Annotated in this window: 23 protein-coding genes; 9 read left to right on the forward strand and 14 right to left on the reverse strand. The window is 72.6% G+C overall.

The genetic code is table 11. The annotated features are described in order from the left end of the window. Positions 1-53 precede the first annotated feature (53 nt). Positions 54-1,058, forward strand: coding sequence for a LacI family DNA-binding transcriptional regulator (locus FLW16_RS26390; RefSeq protein WP_142562828.1), 1,005 nt, complete (start codon positions 54-56; stop codon positions 1,056-1,058). On the opposite strand, the gene FLW16_RS26395 is transcribed toward FLW16_RS26390, so the two are convergent. After that, entirely contained in the window at positions 1,048-1,536 is a 489-nt protein-coding gene (locus FLW16_RS26395) for a glutathione peroxidase (RefSeq protein ID WP_142562829.1), read from the reverse strand. The two genes, FLW16_RS26390 and FLW16_RS26395, sit on opposite strands and share 11 nt — an antisense overlap. 314 nt (positions 1,537-1,850) lie before the next feature. On the opposite strand from FLW16_RS26395, the gene FLW16_RS26400 reads away from it, so the two are divergent. Further along, a complete protein-coding gene (locus FLW16_RS26400; RefSeq protein WP_142562830.1) occupies positions 1,851-2,354 on the forward strand; it encodes a lytic transglycosylase domain-containing protein in 504 nt (167 codons plus the stop codon). Positions 2,355-2,377: 23 nt separating this feature from the next. Here FLW16_RS26400 and FLW16_RS26405 read toward each other — a convergent pair whose 3' ends face one another. Then, positions 2,378-3,046: a TetR/AcrR family transcriptional regulator C-terminal domain-containing protein gene (locus tag FLW16_RS26405; RefSeq protein ID WP_142562831.1), complete on the reverse strand. Its 669-nt coding sequence runs from the start codon at positions 3,044-3,046 to the stop codon at positions 2,378-2,380. A 107-nt stretch (positions 3,047-3,153) separates the two neighbouring features. Between FLW16_RS26405 and FLW16_RS26410 the strand changes: the two genes are divergently transcribed. The 3 genes from FLW16_RS26410 to FLW16_RS26420 all read left to right on the forward strand — a co-directional run bounded on the left by FLW16_RS26410 (position 3,154) and on the right by FLW16_RS26420 (position 5,688). Next, positions 3,154-4,266, forward strand: a complete 1,113-nt coding sequence (locus tag FLW16_RS26410) for a ferritin-like domain-containing protein (RefSeq protein ID WP_185949601.1) — start codon at positions 3,154-3,156, stop codon at positions 4,264-4,266. Between the two features lie 103 nt (positions 4,267-4,369). Further along, the gene (locus FLW16_RS26415) at positions 4,370-4,933 is read left to right on the forward strand and encodes a hypothetical protein (RefSeq protein ID WP_142562832.1); all 564 of its coding nucleotides are present in this window, start codon (positions 4,370-4,372) and stop codon (positions 4,931-4,933) included. Then, positions 4,933-5,688, forward strand: coding sequence for a hypothetical protein (locus tag FLW16_RS26420; RefSeq protein WP_142562833.1), 756 nt, complete (start codon positions 4,933-4,935; stop codon positions 5,686-5,688). The genes FLW16_RS26415 and FLW16_RS26420 overlap by 1 nt, the downstream gene beginning before the upstream one ends. A 61-nt stretch (positions 5,689-5,749) precedes the next feature. Here the strand turns inward: FLW16_RS26420 and FLW16_RS26425 are convergent, their stop codons facing one another. The 3 genes from FLW16_RS26425 to FLW16_RS26435 form a co-directional block, all read right to left on the reverse strand. Then, positions 5,750-6,076, reverse strand: coding sequence for a DUF202 domain-containing protein (locus tag FLW16_RS26425; protein WP_142562834.1), 327 nt, complete (start codon positions 6,074-6,076; stop codon positions 5,750-5,752). Between the two features lie 7 nt (positions 6,077-6,083). After that, entirely contained in the window at positions 6,084-6,419 is a 336-nt protein-coding gene (locus FLW16_RS26430) for a YidH family protein (RefSeq protein WP_142562835.1), read from the reverse strand. Between the two features lie 71 nt (positions 6,420-6,490). Continuing rightward, positions 6,491-7,351, reverse strand: a complete 861-nt coding sequence (locus tag FLW16_RS26435; protein ID WP_185949602.1) for a helix-turn-helix domain-containing protein — start codon at positions 7,349-7,351, stop codon at positions 6,491-6,493. Between the two features lie 79 nt (positions 7,352-7,430). Between FLW16_RS26435 and FLW16_RS26440 the strand changes: the two genes are divergently transcribed. Next, positions 7,431-8,825 (forward strand): MFS transporter, encoded by a 1,395-nt coding sequence (locus FLW16_RS26440; protein WP_185949603.1) that lies wholly within the window; start codon positions 7,431-7,433, stop codon positions 8,823-8,825. A gap of 27 nt (positions 8,826-8,852) precedes the next feature. Here the strand turns inward: FLW16_RS26440 and FLW16_RS26445 are convergent, their stop codons facing one another. Continuing rightward, entirely contained in the window at positions 8,853-9,218 is a 366-nt protein-coding gene (locus FLW16_RS26445) for a hypothetical protein (RefSeq protein ID WP_142562837.1), read from the reverse strand. 105 nt (positions 9,219-9,323) lie between these two features. Continuing rightward, positions 9,324-10,043 (reverse strand): ferritin-like domain-containing protein, encoded by a 720-nt coding sequence (locus FLW16_RS26450; protein ID WP_142562838.1) that lies wholly within the window; start codon positions 10,041-10,043, stop codon positions 9,324-9,326. Positions 10,044-10,166: 123 nt separating this feature from the next. Between FLW16_RS26450 and FLW16_RS26455 the strand changes: the two genes are divergently transcribed. Beyond that, complete coding sequence (locus FLW16_RS26455; protein ID WP_142562839.1) at positions 10,167-10,427, forward strand: ubiquitin carboxyl-terminal hydrolase 14; 261 nt, start codon at positions 10,167-10,169, stop codon at positions 10,425-10,427. An 18-nt stretch (positions 10,428-10,445) separates the two neighbouring features. Here FLW16_RS26455 and FLW16_RS26460 read toward each other — a convergent pair whose 3' ends face one another. Then, positions 10,446-12,035, reverse strand: coding sequence for a Na+/H+ antiporter (locus FLW16_RS26460; protein ID WP_142562840.1), 1,590 nt, complete (start codon positions 12,033-12,035; stop codon positions 10,446-10,448). Positions 12,036-12,082: 47 nt separating this feature from the next. Then, positions 12,083-13,315, reverse strand: coding sequence for a hypothetical protein (locus FLW16_RS26465; RefSeq protein ID WP_142562841.1), 1,233 nt, complete (start codon positions 13,313-13,315; stop codon positions 12,083-12,085). Between the two features lie 225 nt (positions 13,316-13,540). Between FLW16_RS26465 and FLW16_RS26470 the strand changes: the two genes are divergently transcribed. Further along, positions 13,541-15,628: an ATP-dependent DNA helicase gene (locus FLW16_RS26470; RefSeq protein WP_142562842.1), complete on the forward strand. Its 2,088-nt coding sequence runs from the start codon at positions 13,541-13,543 to the stop codon at positions 15,626-15,628. Positions 15,629-15,697: 69 nt separating this feature from the next. Here FLW16_RS26470 and FLW16_RS26475 read toward each other — a convergent pair whose 3' ends face one another. Further along, on the reverse strand, positions 15,698-16,432 hold the full coding sequence (locus tag FLW16_RS26475) for a hypothetical protein (RefSeq protein WP_221891300.1): 735 nt from the start codon (positions 16,430-16,432) through the stop codon (positions 15,698-15,700). Positions 16,433-16,663: 231 nt separating this feature from the next. Between FLW16_RS26475 and FLW16_RS26480 the strand changes: the two genes are divergently transcribed. After that, on the forward strand, positions 16,664-17,155 hold the full coding sequence (locus FLW16_RS26480) for an NUDIX hydrolase (protein ID WP_221891301.1): 492 nt from the start codon (positions 16,664-16,666) through the stop codon (positions 17,153-17,155). 88 nt (positions 17,156-17,243) lie between these two features. On the opposite strand, the gene FLW16_RS26485 is transcribed toward FLW16_RS26480, so the two are convergent. The 4 genes from FLW16_RS26485 to FLW16_RS26500 are packed head-to-tail and all read right to left on the reverse strand — an operon-like array spanning position 17,244 to position 20,069. Continuing rightward, positions 17,244-18,038: an SGNH/GDSL hydrolase family protein gene (locus FLW16_RS26485; protein WP_142562875.1), complete on the reverse strand. Its 795-nt coding sequence runs from the start codon at positions 18,036-18,038 to the stop codon at positions 17,244-17,246. 14 nt (positions 18,039-18,052) lie between these two features. Continuing rightward, positions 18,053-18,487, reverse strand: a complete 435-nt coding sequence (gene aroQ / locus FLW16_RS26490) for a type II 3-dehydroquinate dehydratase (protein ID WP_142562843.1) — start codon at positions 18,485-18,487, stop codon at positions 18,053-18,055. Then, positions 18,484-19,560, reverse strand: coding sequence for a 3-dehydroquinate synthase (aroB, locus tag FLW16_RS26495; RefSeq protein WP_142562844.1), 1,077 nt, complete (start codon positions 19,558-19,560; stop codon positions 18,484-18,486). Before aroB ends, aroQ begins: the two co-directional genes overlap by 4 nt. Next, positions 19,557-20,069 (reverse strand): shikimate kinase, encoded by a 513-nt coding sequence (locus tag FLW16_RS26500; protein ID WP_142562845.1) that lies wholly within the window; start codon positions 20,067-20,069, stop codon positions 19,557-19,559. The genes aroB and FLW16_RS26500 overlap by 4 nt, the downstream gene beginning before the upstream one ends. Between the last annotated feature and the right edge of the window lie 10 nt (positions 20,070-20,079).

Below are 20,079 nucleotides of genomic sequence, written 5' to 3' on the forward strand. Positions count from 1 at the left end.
TATTGTCAAGATTTCTGTAGCACGACCCATGGAACCATGATGGAATCGTTTCCATGAGCGGTCCAGCGCAGCGGCGGATAACCATCAAGGAAGTGGCGGAGGCGGCCGGGGTCGGGGTGGCCACCGTGTCCCGGGTCCTGTCGGGCGGCTCGGCGAGCGCCGAGACCCGGGAGAAGGTGCTCGCCGCGGCGGCGCGGCTCGACTACCGGCCGAGCGCGCTGGGACGCAACCTGAGGCGCCAGCGGACGGGCGGCATCGGCCTGCTGGTCCCCGACATCACCGACAGCTTCTACGCACGGCTGACCGACGGCGTGCTGTCGTGCGCCCGCTCGTACGGCGAGCCCGTCACGGTGGGGGTCACCGGCGACGACCCCGAGCGGGAGGCCGAGCTGATCGGCACCCTCATCGAGCAGAGCATGGACCGGCTGATCGCGGTGCCGTCCGGGGACGGCGACATGTGGGCGCCCGCGCTGCGCGCGGGGCTGAACGTCGTGTTCGCCGACCGGCGGGTGCGCGCGGACGTGCCGAGCGTGGTGCCCGACGACCGGGCGGGGGTGCTGACGGCCGTGGAGTACCTGGCCGGGCTGGGCCACCGGAAGATCGCCTATCTCGGCCGGCACGGGCAGTCGCAGCGGGTGGCCGCGTTCAGCGCCGCGATCGCCTCGCTGGGCCTGCCCGCCGACCGGGATCTGGTCGTGCACGCCCGGTCGAGCCGCGACTCCGCCTACGCGGCGGCCGCGGGCCTGCTGCAGCACCGGCAGGACGTCACCGCGGTGATCGCGGGCGGCAACGTGCTCGGCGAGGCGGCCGTGCTGGCCGCTCGCGAGCTGGACGTGCGCATCCCCAGGGACGTGTCGCTCATCATGTTCGACGACGTGCCCTGGGCCGAGCTGTGCTCCCCGCCGCTGACGGTGATCGCCCAGCCGGCCCAGGACATCGGCTACCGCGCCGCCGAGCTGGTGCTGCGGCACGGCAGGCGTCCTCCGGCCGTCACGCTGCCCACTCAGCTCGTCGTACGGGCGAGCTGCGGGCCCAGGGTCTCAGTGCCTAGGCGATGACCTTCTCGATCGCCTCGGCGATCTCCGGGGCCTCGGGGACGACGCGGGGGCGGAACCGGGCGACCACCTGGCCGTCGGCGGCGACCAGGAACTTCTCGAAGTTCCACTGGATGTCGCCGGCCTCGCCCTCCGCGTCGGGGGTCTCGGTCAGCCCGGCGTAGAGAGGATGCCGCTCCGGGCCGTTGACCTCGGTCTTCTCCAGCAACGGGAAGTCCACGCCGTAGGTCGTGGAGCAGAACTCCTTGATCTCCTCCGCCGAGCCGGGCTCCTGGCCCATGAACTGGTTGCAGGGCACGCCGACGACGGTGAACCCCCGGTCGGCGTACGCCCGCTGGAGCGCGACCAGGCCCTCGTACTGCGGGGTCAGCCCGCACCTGGACGCCACGTTGACCACCAGGGCGGCCCTGCCGCCGAGCAGGTCGCCGAGGGTGGTGCCCTCGCCGTCGATCGTGGTCACCGGAATATCGAGAACGCTCATGTCCGCACCCTAATCGAGCGTCCCGTCCGGTCTGGCCGCAGGGCGCGCCGTGCACGGTAAGCCGCGCCCCCGGGAACGGTCGGCGTTGGGGGGCGGATCGGCAAAGAACCGTCCGCGACGTGCCGCAGATGCCGCCGGGGAGGCGGGCGGCCGTATTTCAATCCGCGTGAGGACCCGTCGCGGTGCCCGCCGGAAGCTCTTGGTGATCCGGTGCGGGCCGAGCGGACGGCGGCGCCCACGCCATGGGCGCGCGGCCGCGCGGCGGGCGCCACGTGCGCCCGCCTTCCGCACGCGACCCGACGACAAGGACCGATTTGGACAGCAGAAGCGTTCTACGCAGCACAGTCGCCGCCGTCATCGCGGCCACCGTCACCGGTGGCGGAAGCGGAGTGGCGTGGGCCGACGAGTGGGCCGCCGCGGCCCCGACCGGGGAGAGCGTGCGGCCCGTCACCCACGTCGGAGTGTGGACGACGCGGGTAGCGGCGCAGCCGCCCCGGTTCCGCCAGGCGCCGGCGAAGCTCCGCAGCAAGGCCTACGCCTTCCGGCTCGTCACCCGCAACACCTGGTCGGGCGAGCAGTTCCAGTGCCTCGACAGCCTCTGGACCAGGGAGAGCAACTGGGACCACCGGGCCTACAACCAGGGCTCGGGCGCCTACGGCATCCCGCAGGCGCTGCCCGGACGGAAGATGGGCTACGTCGCCGACGACTGGCGGTTCAACCCGCAGACCCAGATCAGGTGGGGGCTGCGGTACATCAAGGGCCGATACGGATCGCCGTGCGGCGCCTGGGGCCACTTCCGGTCCCACAACTGGTACTGACCCGGGCGGAGGCGCCCGGCGGCCTACTGCCGGGCGCCTCCACGACCGGCCCGCTCGCCGGCCCCGCCGCCCGCCCGCGCGGCGGCCCGTACGGCCATCGCCTGGATCAGCAGTTCCAGGCCGAACTCGAACTCCTCGTCGTGGTCGCAGGAGTCCAGATGCGGCCGCAACTCGCTCACCACGGGGAACAGCGCGGGGTCCACCTCGGCGATGATCGCGTCGGCCCGTGCGGGGGCGAACGTGGGGGTCACCCCCACCTCCCGCAGCAGCGAGCCGACGACGTACGCGATGAACATGCGCAGCATCCGGACGGCCTCCCTGCCGTCGAAGCCCGCCTCGCGCAGGGTCGCCAGGGCGCGCTCCACCGGGAGGAGGCCCGCGGTCGAGCTCAGCTGCCTGCTCACCACGACCATCGTGGAACGGGGATAGTGATGGGCGATGCGCCGGAACGCGCGCGCCTGGATGCGCACCCGCTCGGTCCAGTGGGCGGACGGGTCGTCGGTGAAGCCGATCCGCGACAGCACGTCCTCGGCGACGGCGTCGAGCAGCGCGGCCTTGCTGGGCACGTGGTTGTACAGCGACATGACGCCGACGCCGAGTTCCGCGGCGATCCTGCGCATCGAGACGGCGTCGGCGCCCTCTCTCTCGATGAGCTCCACGGCGGCGGTCACGATGCGGTTCCGGTTGAGCATGACCGAATCCTCTCTCGCCGCGCGCAGTCACCCGTCCATTGACGTACGTACAGCGTACGTGACACGCTCGCGGGGATACGTACGGTGTACGTCAAGGGAGGTCCCCCGTGTCGACCCACGAGCTCTACACCATCCCCGCCGAGCTGTCCACGTGGGACGTGGAGATGACCGGAGCGGCCCGGTTCACCTGGGAGTACGACGACGGCCGGGACCGCATGCTCGCCCTCTACCAGAAGGGCAAGGACAAGCAGTGGGACTCCGTCAAGCGGATCGACTGGGACCTCGAGGTCGACCCCTGCGACGTGCTCGGCGTCCCCGACACCACCCTCGCGATCTACGGCTCCCCGCTGTGGGACCGCATGGACCGGCGGCAGCGCGACGAGGTGCGCAGGCACAACGCCGCCTGGCAGTTCTCCCAGTTCCTGCACGGCGAGCAGGGCGCGATGATCTGCTCGGCCCGCATCGTGGAGTCGGTGCCCGACCTCGACTCCAAGTTCTACGCCGCCACCCAGACGATGGACGAGGCGCGGCACTCCGAGACGTACGCCCGGTTCCTCCAGGAGAAGGTCGGGCTCGCCTACCCCATCAACGAGCACCTCAAGGCGCTGCTGGACAGCACGCTGAACGACTCCCGATGGGACATGCCCTACCTCGGCATGCAGGTGCTGATCGAGGGCCTGGCCCTGGCCGCGTTCGGGGTGATGCGCGACATCACCACCAAGCCGCTGCCCAAGCAGATCCTCGCGTACGTGATGCAGGACGAGGCCAGGCACGTGGCGTTCGGCCGGATGGCGCTGCGCGACTACTACCGGAACCTGTCCGACGCCGAGCTGCGCGAGCGCGAGGACTTCGTGATCGAGGGCTGCCACCTCATGCGCGACCGGCTGCGCGGCGAGGAGATCTGGGAGACCATCGGCCTGTCGCGGCAGGAGTCCGCCGAGGCCATGGAGTGCGTGGACCGGTCGGAGTACCTGCGGCTGTTCCGTTCGCTGCTGTTCAGCCGGATCGTGCCGTGCGTGAAGGACATCGGCCTGTGGAGCCCCCGCCTCCAGAAGGCGTACGCCGACATGGGCGTGCTCGACATGGCCGGGCAGAGCCTCGACGCGCTGATGCGGCAGGACGAGGAGATCGCCGAGCGGCTCGACGCGGAGCGCTTCGCCCGCGAGGAGGAGGAACGGGCGGAGGAGATCGGCGAGACCATCGCCGCCGCGGGCGACTGACCCGTCGCGACCGGTTCGCCGGGCGTTCCCCACGCCCCGGCCCCAAACGCGATTCGCGATCTCTGTCCCCACTTGCGGGGAATCCTTGCCATACTCCGTCTTCGTGACTGTGGAGTTGACGCGGAGTGGCCGCGGGTCCCGCCGGATCGCGGTCGTGGCGATCGCCGCGATCGTCTTCCTGCTCGCCGGCGTCGGCGCCTACGCCGTCGCCCACAACGTCCGCAAGCAGGACACGAAATACTGCGGCCACGACTGCGTTCCCGGCCTCAAGATCGGCACCGTGGTCGAGGCACTGCGGGGCCAGGGGCACACCTGCGCCGACAAGAGGCAGTTCTGGTCCTGTGAGCTGAGAATCGGCAAGGTCCGGTTCGAAGCAGACCTCTTCCGCGCCGTCAACGTGGCGGACTTCTACGAATACATCAGCAAGGTCGAGGCAAGGATCATCAATCCGGACAGCACCACGGCGGCGGCCGGGTTGGACTACATGTCGTGGTTCGCGGCCCTCCCCCACCGTGACGATCCCTCGACGGTCAAGAAGGTCGGTGGCTGGCTGGCCGAGCAGATCGCGGGTGACGGGGACATCACCTTCGTTCTCGACTGGGAGTACGCGCTGGAGCGGAACGCGAACACCCGATCCATCGAACTCACGATGAAGAGGAGATATTGATGGCGGCTCCACCCGGCTGGCCGTACTCTCCCGACGGCAGGTTCCGGTGGGACGGTGCCGCATGGCAGCCGGTGCAGGCGGCTCAGCCGTACGCCGCGCAACAGACGCCCCCGTACGCGCCCCCCGGGACCGGGGCTCCCATCCTGGCCCCTTCCGACGCCGGCCCTCGGCCCGGCCGGACGGGAACCGCGGTATTCGTACTGGTCACGGTGGGTACGCTGATCGCGGCGCTGGTGCTGGGCGGGGTCGCCGGCGGCGCCGTCGGCCTGGCGACCACCGAACCGGTGACGGACGCCCCCGCGCCTTCCTTCCCCGGGAGGTTCCCCACGGGAAAGCAGCGGTACCTGCCCAAGGTGACGCTCACCATGGTCGCGGTGAACTGGCTTCAGGCGGCCAATTCCTGGAGATGCGCGAGGTCCGCGGCCTCCGACCCGCTGACCGGTGCCAAGATGGGGATGATCTGCCGGCCCGGCGACGCCGCCAGGCTCCATATGTCCGTCTATATCTGGTACGACGGGCCGGACAAGGTGCTGTCCGTGAAGGCCCGCTGCGATCTCGGTGTCAGGTCCAAGGCGTGCACGAGCCTCTTCTCGATGATGGCGGACACTCTGCTTTCTCCCGATCGGACCCTGCGCGGGCAGGCGGAGGCGTGGGCGGGGAAGAACGCGGACAAGGCGGCGGTGACGGCCATCGGCGGCGTCCGGCTGGAGACCAGCCCTCGCCCGCACAGCATGGAAGCCATGCCGGCGATCTGACCACCACCTGCCGGGCGCGGGGCCTTCAAGCGGATCCGCGGGAGGGCCACCGGGCCCCGGCTCACATCGTGATCATCACGACCGCGACCAGCGCCGCGGCGGCGACGGCCAGCGCGCCCGCCCAGGCGATGCGGGCGTCCAGCCGGTGGTCGAGCGGGCGCCCGTGCCGGAGCGTCCGCTCCAGGACGCGGTGCCGTTTCCCGGTGCGCAGCAGCATGACCGCCCCGGCCAGCGCCGCCGCCGCGAAGGGGACGGCGAGGCCGGGCAGGTCGTGACGGACCATGATCCCCGCCGCTCCGACGGCCGAGCCCGACATCGTCACGGCCGTGCGGACCCAGGCCAGCCGGGTCCGCTCGCTGTGCAGGCCCGGCCTCGGCTCGCCGCTCACGCGCCGCTCACCGTGCCAGGAGGATGAGGAGCAGGGCCAGGACGGCCACGCCGGCCACGCCGTACCCGAACATGGGGGCCAGGGCGGGCGGCGGGAGCGCGCGGTCCTGCCGCAGCGCCCGGTCGATGTGCCGCCAGCGAGGATAGGCCGAACCGGCCGCCACTGCGGACAGCAGCACGAGCACGACGGCGAGCAGCGTGCGCACCCACGGCACGAAGACGTCCTCGGGGACGACCGCGATGGCGATGCCGCCCGCGCTCAGCGCGAGGGAGGTGCTGATCCAGGTGAGGAACGTACGCTCGTTGGCGAGGACGAAGCGGGGGTCTGGTTCGTTCTCTTCCATACGAGAACGCTATTTCTGCCCCTTTTCCCCTAGATTTGCCGGGTTGCCACTTCTACGGAAGGTCGCCTCTTTCACGGGAGACGGGACGACGCCGCACGCGTCGTCGTGGCGATCAGGCGCCGCAGCCTGTCCTCCGACTCCGAGCCGGGCTCGGCGGCGAACAGGTCCATCCCCTGCAGCTCCGGGTCGCCGGGCAGACCGACGAGCTCTGCGGACAGCCGCAGCTCGCCCACGACCGGATGGTCGAGGACGTAGTCGCGGTGCGTCGCGGCGGCCACGTGGTGCTCGTGCCACAGCCTTCCGAACTCGGGGTTCTGCCGGCAGATGCCGTCGATGTGCTCCATGATCTGCTCGTTCTGCGGGTGGCGCGCGGCCAGGACGCGGAGCTGGGCCACGTGCTCCCGGGCGAGCCGCGGCCACCCCTCGCCGTGCATGCGCTTGACGTCCTCGTCCAGGAAGATCAGGTGGGCGATCGTCCTGCGCTCTTCGGGGATCGCGGCGAAGTCGGCGAAGACGGCGGCCGCCGCCCTGTTCCAGGCGACCACGTTGGCGTGCCGCCCGAGGACGAGCGCCGGCGTGAGCACCAGCGAGTCCAGGACACGCTGCAACCCGGGCCTGATCGGGGCCTGCGCGACGTCGTGGCGCCGATGCGCAGGGCGGGCCAGCGCGTGCAGGTAGACCCGCTCGTCACCGGTGAGCCGCAGCACGTCGGCGATGGCGTCCAGCACCTCGGCCGAGACGTTCCTGCCGTTGCCCTGTTCCAGGCGCGTGTAGTGGCTGACGCTGACCCCCGCCGCCAGCGCCAGCTCCTCGCGGCGCAGGCCGCGCACGCGCCGCGTCCCGTTGCCCTTGTACGGCAGGCCGACGTCCTCCGGCCGCACCCGCGCTCTGCGGGACTTGAGGAACTCGCTCAGCTCGACCGCTCGATCCACGATCGTCCAGCCTAGGCAACTTCTGAGTAGTCAGAACCCGGGGCTGGCTGGGGCCCGGGGTCGCGATCAGGCTGCCCGCATGCGATTCGTGATCCCTCTCGTCCTTCTCGGCCTGGGCAGCTCGATCACCGCCCTGGACTTCACCGTCGTCTACGTCGCGCTGCCGCACATCGCCCGCCAGGCCGGATTCTCCCCGTACGCGCTGCAGTGGGTGGTCAGCGGCTACGCGGTGCCCTTCGGCGGCTTCCTGCTGCTCGGGGGCCGCCTGTCCGACCTGGTCGGCAGGCGGCGCATGTTCGTCGCCGGCATGCTGCTGTACGGCGTCGCCTCGCTGCTCGGCGGGCTGGCCTCCTCCCCCGTACCGCTGGTCTGCGCCAGGGCGCTGCAGGGGGTCGGCGGAGCGGTGCTGATGCCCGCGACCCTCTCTCTGGTCGTCACCATGTTCGAGGAAGGGCCCGCCCGCAACCGGGCGATGACCGTGTGGGCGGCGTGCGGCGCCGCCGGGCTGAGTCTCGGCGCGCTGCTCGGCGGCGTCCTGACCGGCGCGTTCGGCTGGCAGGCCGTCTTCTTCGTGAACGTGCCGCTGACCGCGGTGGGCGCTGCCGCGGCGTTCGCCGTGCTGACGCCGGACGGAAGGCGGCGGGCCGGCGGATTCGACCTGCCGGGAGCCCTCACCGGCACCGTGGGCGTCACCGGACTCGTGTTCGCCGTCGCGCAGGGCCCCCAGTGGGGCTGGACCTCCCCCGGCGTGCTGGCGTCCGCCGTCGCGGCGGCCGGGCTGCTCGCCGCCTTCCTCCTCATCGAGGCGCACGGGCGCGACTCGCTGCTGCCGCCACGGCTGCTCGCCAACCGGCACACCGCCGCCGGGACCGGGGTCATCCTGGTCTACGGCCTGACCCTGCAGTGCGTGCCGTACTTCCTCACGCTGCACTTCCAGGAGGTGCTCGGCTACGGCGCCGCCGAGTCGGGCCTGGCCTTCCTCGGACCGACCCTCGCGATCACTGCGGGCAATCTGGCCGCCGAACGCCTCATCCCGCGCCTCGGGCTGCGCGGCACACTGATCCTCGGCGTGGCCCTGGGGGCGACGGGTACGGCGGTGCTGGCGTGGCGCCTGTCGGCCGACGGGTCCTACCTCGGCCTGCTGGCCGGCGTCGTCGGGTTCGGCCTGGGCGCGGGCCTGTGGTTCTCCACGATGTTCATCCTCGCCTCGACCGGTGTGGCCCCGCGGGAGCAGGGCGTGGTCTCCGGCCTGTCCTCCACCGTCCTGCAGGCGGGCAGCGCCGCGGGCCTGGCCGTCCTGGTGGCCGTGGCCGGTCGCGAAACCGCCGGCCCGGCCGGGGAGGCGCTGCGCGCGGCCACCGCCGGCGGTCTGCGCTCCGCCCTCCTGGTCGCCGCCGTGGTCTCCGTGGCCGGCGTGGTGGTCACGCTCGCACTCCGTCCGGCCGGAAGGGACCGGCTCGCGGACCACGCCTGAGCGGAGGGGGCGGCGCCGGGAGCCGGGTCAGAGGCAGGCCTGGCTGACCTCGCGCAGGTAGGTCGCGCCGTCGGTGGCGACCTTCTGCGCGGCGTCCACCGCCGCGTTGGCGTCGTCGACGTTGAGCTTCTGGAGGCTGTCGGCGAGCCCCTGGAGTGCGTCCCTGAGCGTGGTGTCGGTGGCCTTGTTCGCCATGTCCTCCAGGTCGGCGGCGCCGTCCTCGATCTTCTTTCGCATGGCGGCGGGGTCGTCCACGACCTTGCCGATCTCGCTGATGGTCTGGCTGATCAGCCGCGTCGACTCGGCGCACGTCTGCGCCTTGTCCGCGCTCGCGCAGCCGGAGGCGAGCAGGACGGCGGCCGCGCAGGCGGCGGCGAACGGGAGGAGTCGCATGCCGATCACCCTACCCAACCGCGGCCCGCCCGCCGCGGAACCGAAGCAGGGGCGCCCTTCGGGGCCCCTGCGCACTCATCTCGTCGCCACCGCGTCATCCCCGCGTCATCCCCGCGTCATGACCTCGGCGACGACGCGGCGGAAATACCCGGCGACCTCGTGGGCGAAGGCGGTCCTGGACACTCCGGCCCCGCGCAGGGCGTCGCCGTGATCGAGGGCGACCACGGCCAGCACGCACGCCAGCAGCGACCACCACAGGGCCGAGGCGATCGCCCGCGACAGCCGGGAGGATCTCCGGAAGGACCGCCGCAGCCGATCACGGTGGAAGGGCACGTGGCGCAGCTCGTCGGCGAGGATCCGGCCCGCGACCTCCGCCGCGAGCAGGTCCCTGACGCCGTCGCGCACGGCCCGGTAGTAGCCGAGCGCGACCACCTCGGCGAGCATCAGGACCATCAGCTCCATGCGCAGTCCGAGGAGCCGCCGCAGCCGGACGAAGGCGGCGTCGGACCAGTGGCCGGAGATCGTCGCCGCGCCCGCCGCCTCCAGGAGCCGGCCGAGCAGGCGGGCGTGCTCGCACTCCTCGGCCACGAACAGGCGGACCGCCTCCGCGTACACGGGGTCGCCCGCCCGCCGGGCCTTGTCCATGAGGCGGGCGCCGTCGCCGTCCTCCCCCACCTGGAACCGCTGGAGGCTCCGTACAAGGGCGGGCTCAAGCCGTGCTCCCGCGGTCCAGTCGGGGTCGCCCCAGGTGCGCCGCAGCAGCGCCGCGCCCTCGAAGTCGCGTAACCAGGCGGTGAAGTCGCCCGTGTCGACCGTCGTCGTCATGGCCCACGAACCTACGGAAGCGATGTGCAGATCCCGAGGGGGAGTTTGTCGAGGTTCGGCGTACACGGCCCGCGGGCGCGGGGGCGCGGCGGTCACCCGATCGCGGGCCGTAGCATCTGCGGCATGGGGAACTGCGAACACCTGCTCGTGGCGGCCGATCCTGAGCCGCTCACGCCCGAAGGCTGCCAGGAGTGCCTGGAGCGCGGCATGCGATGGGTCCACCTGCGCAAGTGCCTGGAGTGCGGCCACATCGGCTGCTGCGACTCCTCTCCCGGCAAGCACGCCACCGCCCACTACAAGGAGACCGGCCACCCGGTGATCCGCTCGTTCGAGCCGGGAGAGAACTGGCGCTGGTGCTTCGTGGACCAGCGCCTGAGCCAATAGACCGTGCCCTGAGCCCGCTCAGCCGCGTTCGAGCGTCGCCTCCTCGAAGTCGAGCTCCTGCATGACACGGTGGAGGACCTCGTCGTCGATGCGCCGCTCGTCGCGCAGCCGCACGAACACCTCGCGTTCCGCGGCGAGCATCTCGCGGCGCAGCCGCCGGTAGAGCGAGGCGGGCGTCTCCTCGCCCTCGGGGCCGGTACCGCCGCCGAGCCGCTCCCAGGCGTGCAGGGCCCGGCGCTCGGAGCGGCTGCGCAACTGGTCGACGACCTCTTCGTGAACGTCCAGCACGCCGTCGGAGGTGAGCTCCTCCAGCCGCGCCAGGGCCGCGGCCGCGGCGGCCTGCTGGGCGCCCGCCTCCGCGAGGTCGTCGGCGTACCGCTCCCGGGCGGTGGAGACGCCCAGCCGCCTGATCAGCCAGGGGAACGAGAGCCCGTGGACGATCAGTGTGCCCACGACGATCGCGAACGTCAGGAACAGCAGCAGGTTGCGCTGGGGGAAGTTCTCGGGCAGGGCGAAGGCCGCGGCAAGCGACACCACCCCGCGCATGCCCGCCCAGCTCGTCAGCATCACGTTCTGCCAGGACGGCGTCTTGGGCTCCCGGGCGCGCACCCGTTTCGACAGCATCCTCGGCAGGTAGGTGCTGGGCGGCACCCACGCGATCCGCACGAGCACGACCACCAGGAACAGCACGATGGCGTACGTCGCCAGCTCTTGGGGCCGCTCGCCGCCCAGCCCGGCGATGATCGGGCGCAGTTGCAGGCCGATCAGGGCGAACACGATCGACTCCAGCACCAGGTCGGCGACCTTCCAGACCGCGCCCGACAGCAGCCGCGTGCCGTACGTCGTCCGGCTGAGCTCGTGGCCCAGGTAGATGCCGACGATCACGACGGCGATCACGCCGGAGGCGTGCACGGCCTCGGCCGCGAGGTAGGCGGCGTACGGCACGAGCAGCGAGACCCCGTTGGCGATCAGCGCGTCGTCGAGCCGCCGCAGCACGAACCCCGCGAGATAGGCGATGGCGAGGCCGATCGCCACGCCGAGGCCGGCGGCCAGGAGGAACTCCCCGCCGATGTCGAGCAGGTCGGCGGCGGCGCCGGTCATCGCGCCGACCGCGACCCGGTAGGCGGTCAGCGCCGTGGCGTCGTTGAACAGGCTCTCGCCGACGAGGATGGTCAGCGCGCGCCGGGGCAGGCCGAGCCTGCGTCCGATGGCGACCGCCGACACGGCGTCGGGAGGGGCGACGATCGCGCCGAGCGCGAAGGCCGCCGCGAGCGGGAGCTGGGGGACGATCGCGTGCGCGGCGAAGCCGACCACCAGGGTGGTCGCCAGGACGAGCCCGACGGCCAGGAGGCCGACGGGTCTGGCGGCGTCGCGCAGCCGCAGGTATGAGCTGTCCAGAGCCGCCGAGTAGAGCATCGGCGGCAGGAAGACCACCAGGACGATGTGGGGGTCGAGGCTGTAGTCGGGGACCCCCGGCACGTAGGAGGCGGCCAGGCCGGCCACCACCAGGAGCAGTGGAGCCGACCAGTCGCGCCACCTGGCCAGGGCGGCGACGCCGAGGGCGCCGGCCGGGAGCAGGAGGAACTGCAGTGCCGTTGACGTGTCCATCAAACGACGAGGTTACTTACAGCTGGAACTCCCGCGGACCGGGGCCCTCACCACCCCCGCTGGGTATCCCAGCCTTCCCCGTCCTCGTCCGACCACGGAATCGGGGAGTCCGTGGAGGGCTGCCCGCCGCGCCGCCCCCCGCGGCGCTCGTGCTCGGCGTGCTGGTCCGGGGCCTGACCGGCCGGCCACTGGTCCGGCCGCAGGCGCTCGCCCGTGGTGTAGAGCGGCGGTTCGCTCGCGTACTGCTCGCTCGCGTACGGCTCGTTGACGTAGGGCCGGACCGCGCCGAGGCCGAGGGGGTCGCTCGGGTCGACCGCCCCGGGCTGCTGCCCCGCCGGCTGCGCTGCCACGGGCTGCGGGGCCTGGGGTTGCGATGCCTGGGGGTAGGCCGGCTGCGGGCCGGTCTGGGCCGAGGACGCGACGAGGCGGTCCTGGGTGGGCGTGCCCCGGGCGACGAGCACGTCGTTGGGGCCGAGCGCGGCGGGCGCCGGGTAGGCCTCGGGGGCCGGTGCGGGCGGCGGCACCGGCGGACGGGCGTACTGCCCCGTCCCCGGGTAATCGGGGCCGGGATAGTCCTGGTAGTTGTAGTCGGACGGGGCGGCCTGCTCGGGGAACCCGGCGTCGTGCGACCCGCGGCGGTCCCGGGCGACGTACCCGTTCTCGCCCCGCGCGTACCCGTCGGAGGCCTGGCCGTAGCCGTGGGGCGCGGTGGCATGGCCCTCATCGGGGGCGTACCCGTCCCGGGCCTGGGGGTACGGGATCTGGGCCGCGGGGTGGGGCGCGTTCTGGGGCGCGGCGTAGGGATCCTGCGCCGCATATCCGTCACCGGGCTGCCCCGCGTACGCGTCGGGCACGGCGTAGGCGTCCTGGGCCCGCGTCGCGTACGCGTCCGGGGATTCGGCCGCGTACGGGTCGTGGACCTGCGTGGCGTACGGGTCGTGGACCTGGGTCGCGTAGGCGTCCTGCCCCTGGTCCTGCGGGTGCGCGGGGTACGCCTCCTGGGGGGCGTAGCCGTCCTGGCCCGCCGCGCCCTGCCGGGGGAACGGCCCGGTCCCGGCGTCCTGTTCCTCGCCGCCCGCCTCGGCGAAACCCTCGTCGAGAGTGTCGATCAGCCGTCCCACGTCGTTCATGGGCATGCGGAAACTGGCCGTGCACATCTCGCCCCGCCACAGGCTCAGCACCAGCGTGCCGTCGTGCCACGTGACCCGGAGCACACGGTCCTGGCCTCGCGCGTCGAAGAACACCTCGCCGAACGATGGCAGTGGGACAACTTCCGACATGGCAGACATAGTGCCTTTACCTGCCCTTTTCCGTCCACTCGATCTCGGGAACCCTCGCGAAACTTCCGTTTCGTCCCTTTTCGACCTCACTGGGTAGATCGCCGTTGACCTTGAGAGCACTGACATCTCAGTGTGCCACGCGTGCCGGGAGGGAGTTCCTGGAACGCCAGGATGTGGTGGGGCGGACACGCACAGGATGTCGGTGGCACCGGGTAGCGTTCTTCCGTGCCCAAGGACCGTCCCGAGCTTCCGCCCGTCGAAGAACTCCTCACCGCCGCGGTGACCGCACTGGGCGGCGTCGAGCGCCCGGGGCAGGTCAAGATGGCGCAGGCGGTGCGCGACGCCGTCGAGAGCGAGGAGCACCTCGCGGTGCAGGCCGGCACGGGCACCGGCAAGTCGCTGGCCTACCTCGTGCCCGCGATCAGGCACGCGGCCGAGAAGGGCCAGGCCGTGGTGGTGTCCACCGCGACGATCGCGCTGCAACGCCAGCTGGTCGACCGCGACCTGCCCCGGCTTGCCGACGCGCTGGAGGGCCTGCTGCCGCACCGGCCCGAGTTCGCGATCCTGAAGGGCCGCCGTAACTACCTGTGCCGCCACAAGATGGCCGACGGGATGCCCGAGGACGAGGACGACCAGCTCTTCGACCCGCGTGAGGTCAGCGCCACCGGCCGGATGGTGCAGCGCATCCAGGAGTGGGCCAACGAGACCGAGACCGGCGACCGCGACGAGATCGTCCCCGGCGTGAGCGACCAGGCCTGGCGGCAGTTCTCCGTGACGGCCCGGGAGTGCCTGGGCGCCCAGCGGTGCCCCAGCGGCGCCGACTGCTTCGCCGAGCTCGCGCGGGAGCGCGCGGGCGAGGCCGACGTCGTGGTCACCAACCACGCGCTGCTGGCGATCGACGCCATGGAGGACTTCGCGGTCCTGCCCGAGCACGACGTGGTCGTGGTGGACGAGGCGCACGAGCTGGTCGACCGGGTGACGTCGGTGGTCACCGGAGAGCTGTCGGAGAGCACGGTGGGCCTCGCCGTGCGCCGGGCCGGACGGCTCATCGAGCAGGGGGTGGCCGACCGGCTCCAGGAGGCGGGCGAGGACCTGCGCGCCCTGCTGGCCGTCGCCCCGCCCGGCCGCGTCGACACGCTGCCGGGGTCGCTCGCGATGACGCTCGCGCTGGTGCGCGACGCCGCCTTCGCCTGCATCACGGCCCTCGGACCGCGCAACAAGGACAAGGACGACCCGGAGAACGCCGGGCTGCGCAAGGCCGCCTTCACGGCGCTGGACGAGGTGCACGACACCGCCCAGCGGATGCTCGACGCCTTCGGCCCCGCGGCCGGTCGTGACGAGGCCGGAGACGACGCGGAGGACGGGGGGGACTCACGGGACTCGGGAGAGTCACGGGATTCGGCGGGCGGCGCGAACGGCGGCCCGGGAGACGCGCGATCCGAGGAGGTCCACCGGGCGGAGGTCGTCTGGCTGGAGGAGGGGCGCGGGCGCGTTCCTCCCACCCTGCGGGTGGCTCCGCTGTCGGTCGGCGGCATGCTGCGCGACAAGCTGTTCGGCGATCGCACCGTCGTCCTCACCAGCGCCACGCTCGCACTCGGCGGCTCGTTCGACAGCCTGTCCCGCCAGTGGGGCCTGCGCGCCGGGGAGTGGACCGGCCTCGACGTCGGCTCGCCGTTCGATCACCCGCGCCGGGGCATCCTCTACGTCGCCACGCATCTCCCCCAGCCCGGCCGCGACGGCCTGCCCGAGGCGTACGTCGACGAGATCGCCGAGCTCATCGAGGCGGCCGGCGGCCGGACGCTCGGCCTGTTCTCCTCCATGAGGGCCGCGAAGGCCGCCACGGAGGCCCTGCGCGAGCGGCTCGACGTGCCGCTGCTCTGCCAGGGCGACGACTCGACCTCGCAACTCGTCAAGCAGTTCGCGGGCGACCCCGCCACCTGCCTGTTCGGCACGCTGTCCCTGTGGCAGGGCGTCGACGTGCCGGGCCCGTCGCTGACCCTGGTGATCATCGACAGGATCCCGTTCCCGCGTCCCGACGACCCGCTCGCCTCGGCCCGGCAGCGGCACGTGGCGGCCACGGGGGGCAACGGCTTCATGGCCGTGGCGGCCACCCACGCCGCGCTGCTGCTGGCGCAGGGCGCGGGCCGGCTGCTGCGGTCGATGGACGACCGGGGCGTCGTCGCCGTTCTCGATCCGAGGCTCGCCACCGCCCGTTACAGCGGGTTCCTGCTCAACTCGCTGCCGCCCTTCTGGCGCACCACCGATCCCGCGAAGGTCCGCGACGCCCTGCGCCGCCTCACCGCCGGCTCCTGAGCCGGGCCGCCGGGCAGGCTCAGGCGTCCCGCCTTCACGTGCGGGGAGACCCGGCCGCTCCGGCTCTGGTCACATCTTCGTGACCGTGCCGAACGTCTCCCCCGCGTTCAGGCGGCGGACGAGGTCGAGCACGGCGTGCGGCCCGCCGTTCGCGGTGACCCAGCGGCTCACCCGGCACGCCGCCTTCGCGTAGGTGTGCTGGTCGGCGCCGGCGGCCCGCAGCCAGGCGTCCAGCGTCGCCGGCAGCGCGGCGTCGGTGCTCACCAGGCAGCGGTCGGCCGCCGTCTCCGGCGCGAGATACCGCGGGTCGCCGGCGACCAGGACGGCCAGGCCCTCGTCGAACCACTGCGGCACCTCCGCGCCGCCCGAGTCGAGCCGGGCGTGCAGTTCGACGTGCGACATCTCGTGGGAGGCGATGACCGGGTCCACGCCCTCGGGTGACAGCATCACCGCGCGGTTCAGCACCGCGACGCCCCGCTCCCCTCCGCCGCCGATGCGGCCGTAACAGCGGTCGCTGAGGCAGGCGAGGATCCGCGGAGAGGCCCGCCTGCCGCCGTAGAAGTCGCGGACGCGCCGCTCCGCCTCCTCCACCGCGGAGACCACCTGCCGCCTCCGGTCCTGCGGCAGGCCCGACTCCGCGTAGACGTCCGGGGCCAGCCGCTCCAGCCCGTAACAGCCGGGGCAGGTCGTGGCGGCGACCGACGGGAAGGCCACCGCCACGACGGCGGCCGCCGCGATCGGCAGGGCCGCCGTCGCGACGAGCAGCCACACCCGTCCGCGCACGCGCCATCGTTTCCACGCCATCGTCGCTCCCCTTGCTCGAATCCGGCATCGGCGTCCCCTGAGCCGGTGGCCGTGAAGCAGGATCTTCGCGCGATGTCCGCCCGTCGCGCATCGGACCGTGGTAGGACCTCCTCCGATCTGAGGTGGCGTTCGCCCGGCAGCGCCGCCGGTGGCGCCGGCGCGTGGCCTGACGGCGCCGTCCGCGCCTCGGGCAGGGCGTGAGACCCGCGACCGCGCGTAGAGTGCGGGGGCATGAGCGCTGACACCCCCGTCACGTCGATGTGCCTCACGCGGGGCGGCCGACCGGCCTTCGTCGTGAACGTCGAGGTCTTCCTGGAGCGAGACGGCCGATGGCTGCTCATCCGGCGCGGCAAGCGGGAGGCTCACGCACCCGGCACGCTCGCCGGCGTGGGCGGCAAGGTCGAGGTCGACGGCGCGGGACTCGACGTGCTCGAGGAGACGGCACGGCGTGAGGTCGCCGAGGAGATCGGGGTCGACATCACGGGAGCCCGACTCTTCTACGTGGAGAGCGGGTTCTTCGTCACCGACGACGGCGACCCCGTCGTCAACGTGGTCTTCCGCGCGACGATGCCGCCCCACGCCCAGCCCGTGGCCGCCTCGCCGGAGGAGGTGGAGGAATTCCTCTGGCTCACCGCCGCGGAGGCCGAAGGCGATCCGGACTGCCCACCCTGGACATCACGGAGCCTGCGCCGCGCGACGGCGCGGACCGGCGCGCCGGCGTAGTCGTCCGCGGGGACGCGCTGTCCCGCGGCGCAGGCCCGCCCGGTCGGGGAGAGGGAGCAGGGTCAGGGAGCACGATCAGGTGGCAGGGTCAGGTGGCAGGGGGCAGCGGGCCTAGCTCGGGACGCTTGGGGGCGAGGCCGTCGCCGGAGGACGTGCCCCGAAGGCGCCGCCCGATCCACGGGCCGAAGTGCTCCCTGAGCCACTGCACGTCCTCGCGGCGCTTGGCCCTCGGGTCCACCGTCTCCCGGGGCGGCCAGGTCTTGCGCCAGTCGTCCTCGCCGGGCACGCCCAGCACGTGCAGGACCCGGGCCGCGACCAGGCGGTGACCCTCGGCGTTCATGTGCAGCCGGTCGCCGCTCCAGGCCCGCCAGTCCCGCAGCCCCTGCATCGACCACATGTCCACCAGGTGGCAGCCGTACAGGTCGGCGATCGAGCGGACGTGCATGAAGAAGATCGCGAACTTGCCGCGCAGCTGCCGCATGATCGGGGTGTCCCGGGGATCGGTCCCGGTGAACAGCACGACGTCGGCGCCGGTGGCCCGCAGGTCGCGTACGGCGCCGGCCAGCTTCTTGGCCATCTGGTCGGGGTCGGCGCCGGGGCGGATGAGGTCGTTGCCGCCCGCGCAGAAGCTGATGAGGTCGGGCTTCAGCCCGACGGCCACGGGCACCTGGTCGGCGACGATCTGGTCGATCAGCTTCCCCCGCACCGCGAGGTTGGCGTAGCGGAAGTCCGGTTCGAGTAAGGCGAGCCGCTCGGCGACCCGGTCGGCCCAGCCCCGGTAGCGGACCACCTCCCCCGGCGCCGGAGGGGGCGCGTCCGGGAGGGGGTCGTTGAGCCCCTCGGTGAAGCTGTCTCCGACCGCCACGTACGACCGGTAGCCCATGATCCCTTCTTTCGTCACTCGCCCATGTCCGCGATCGCGCGCAGCGCGAGCTCGTACGACCGCATGCCGAACCCCGCGATCGTCCCGGTGGCCACCGCCGCCACGACCGAGGTGTGGCGGAACTCCTCCCGCGCGTTGGGGTTGGAGATGTGCACCTCGACCAGCGGAGCCGTACGCTGCGCGATCGCGTCACGCAACGCGTACGAATAGTGGGTGAAGGCGGCGGGGTTGAGGACCACGGGGGTCCTGGTGTCGGCCGCCTCGTGGATCCAGCTCACCAGCTCGGCCTCGTCGTCGGTCTGCCTGACCTCCACCGACAGGCTCAGCTCGCGGCCGATCTCGCGGCACAGGGCCGCCAGGTCGTCGAAGGTCTGCGCGCCGTAGACGTCGGGCTCCCGGCTCCCGAGACGGCCCAGGTTGGGCCCGTTCAGGACGAGCACCTGCCTCATCGGGCGACCTCCCGGTACGCCGCTTGGAGCAGTTCCTCCGAAGGGTTCTCCAGGCGGGCTGGCCTGCCGACGTCGTCGAGCACGACGAACCGCAGCACCGCTCCCCTGGCCTTCTTGTCCACGCGCATGTGCTCGCGCAGCCGGGGCCAGGCGTCGGCGCGGTAGGAGGTGGGCAGGCCGACCGACTCGAGGATCGAGCGTGTGCGGTCCACGACGTCGCGGCCGACGCGGCCGTCGAGCCGGGACAGCTCGGCGGCGTAGACCAACCCGATGGCCACGGCCTCGCCGTGCCTGATGCGGTAGTCCTCCACCCGCTCGACGGCGTGGCCGAGGGTGTGGCCGTAGTTGAGGATCTCCCGCAGGCCGCTTTCGCGCAGGTCCGCCCCGACGACGTCGGCCTTCACCCGGATCTTGCGCTCGACCAGCTCTCGGGTGTGCTCGCCTTCGGGGGTGCGGGCGGCGGCGGGGTCGTCCTCGATCAGCATGAGGATCGTGGGGTCGGCGATGAACCCGCCCTTGATGATCTCGGCGAGGCCGGCGACGTAGTCCTCGCGCGGCACGCTCGCCAGGGTGGCCAGGTCGCACAGCACGCCCTTCGGCGGGTGGAAGGACCCGACCAGGTTCTTGCCCTCGGGCGTGTTGATGCCGGTCTTGCCGCCGACCGCCGCGTCCACCATCGCCAGCAGCGTGGTCGGCACCTGCACGACCTGGACGCCGCGCAGCCACGTCGCGGCCACGAATCCGGCCAGGTCGGTGGTCGCCCCGCCGCCGACACCGACGACCGCGTCGGAACGTGTGATGCCGTATCGCCCGAACGCCGACCACAGCTCGGCCGCGACGTGGACGGACTTGGCCTCCTCGCCGTCCGGCACGGGCAGGGCGACGACCTCGAATCCGGCGCCCTCCAGGGTCTCGCGGACCGGTCTTGCGATCTCGGGAAGCCCGGCGGGGTGGATCACGGCGACGGTGCGCACCTTCGCGTCCAGCAGGCCGGGCAGCTCGGCCAGCACGTCGGTGCCGACGACGACGTCGTAGGGGCTGTCGCCCCGCACGGTGATGCGCGTCGCGGTCACAGCGCCGCCTCGATGTCGGTCGCCACGTCCTCGGGCTCGCGGCCGTCGGTGGCGACGGTGATCGCGGCGAGGCTCTCGTAGATCGGGCGGCGCTGCTCCATCAGCTGCCTGAGCCGGCTGCGCGGGTTGAGCACCAGCAGCGGCCGGGCCGAGGCGAGCCCGACCCGCTTGACCGCCTGGTCGAGCCCGACCTGGAGATACACGACCCGGTGGCCGGCCAGCAGCTTCTGCGTGTGCTCGTGCAGGATCGCGCCGCCGCCGAGCGCGAGCACGCCCGGGTGCGTCTCCAGCGCGTCGCGCACGGCCTGCGCCTCCAGCTCGCGGAACCGCTCCTCGCCGTCATCCACGAACACGTCGCTGACGCTCTTGCCGGCGACGGCCTCGACGTCGGCGTCGGTGTCGCGGAACGGCAGGCCGAGGCGGTCCGCGAGGAGCCGCCCGACCGTGGACTTGCCCGAGCCGGGCGGGCCGATGAGGACCGCGGCGGGGCCTTGTGGCGCCGATTGCATGATCACAAAC

This window comes from Microbispora sp. KK1-11, assembly GCF_006874435.1.
Lineage (GTDB): Bacteria > Actinomycetota > Actinomycetes > Streptosporangiales > Streptosporangiaceae > Microbispora > Microbispora catharanthi.

Excerpts from the sequence above, each read along its gene's own strand:
- FLW16_RS26390 (WP_142562828.1), top strand. The coding sequence starts at position 54 with ATGAGCGGTCCAGCGCAGCGGCGGATAACCATCAAGGAAGTGGCGGAG.
- FLW16_RS26395 (WP_142562829.1), bottom strand. The coding sequence starts at position 1,536 with ATGAGCGTTCTCGATATTCCGGTGACCACGATCGACGGCGAGGGCACC.
- FLW16_RS26405 (WP_142562831.1), bottom strand. The coding sequence starts at position 3,046 with ATGCTCAACCGGAACCGCATCGTGACCGCCGCCGTGGAGCTCATCGAG.
- FLW16_RS26420 (WP_142562833.1), top strand. The coding sequence starts at position 4,933 with ATGGCGGCTCCACCCGGCTGGCCGTACTCTCCCGACGGCAGGTTCCGG.
- FLW16_RS26430 (WP_142562835.1), bottom strand. The coding sequence starts at position 6,419 with ATGGAAGAGAACGAACCAGACCCCCGCTTCGTCCTCGCCAACGAGCGT.
- FLW16_RS26440 (WP_185949603.1), top strand. The coding sequence starts at position 7,431 with ATGCGATTCGTGATCCCTCTCGTCCTTCTCGGCCTGGGCAGCTCGATC.
- FLW16_RS26445 (WP_142562837.1), bottom strand. The coding sequence starts at position 9,218 with ATGCGACTCCTCCCGTTCGCCGCCGCCTGCGCGGCCGCCGTCCTGCTC.
- FLW16_RS26450 (WP_142562838.1), bottom strand. The coding sequence starts at position 10,043 with ATGACGACGACGGTCGACACGGGCGACTTCACCGCCTGGTTACGCGAC.
- FLW16_RS26455 (WP_142562839.1), top strand. The coding sequence starts at position 10,167 with ATGGGGAACTGCGAACACCTGCTCGTGGCGGCCGATCCTGAGCCGCTC.
- FLW16_RS26460 (WP_142562840.1), bottom strand. The coding sequence starts at position 12,035 with ATGGACACGTCAACGGCACTGCAGTTCCTCCTGCTCCCGGCCGGCGCC.
- FLW16_RS26465 (WP_142562841.1), bottom strand. The coding sequence starts at position 13,315 with ATGTCGGAAGTTGTCCCACTGCCATCGTTCGGCGAGGTGTTCTTCGAC.
- FLW16_RS26475 (WP_221891300.1), bottom strand. The coding sequence starts at position 16,432 with ATGGCGTGGAAACGATGGCGCGTGCGCGGACGGGTGTGGCTGCTCGTC.
- FLW16_RS26480 (WP_221891301.1), top strand. The coding sequence starts at position 16,664 with ATGAGCGCTGACACCCCCGTCACGTCGATGTGCCTCACGCGGGGCGGC.
- FLW16_RS26485 (WP_142562875.1), bottom strand. The coding sequence starts at position 18,038 with ATGGGCTACCGGTCGTACGTGGCGGTCGGAGACAGCTTCACCGAGGGG.
- aroQ (WP_142562843.1), bottom strand. The coding sequence starts at position 18,487 with ATGAGGCAGGTGCTCGTCCTGAACGGGCCCAACCTGGGCCGTCTCGGG.
- FLW16_RS26500 (WP_142562845.1), bottom strand. The coding sequence starts at position 20,069 with ATGCAATCGGCGCCACAAGGCCCCGCCGCGGTCCTCATCGGCCCGCCC.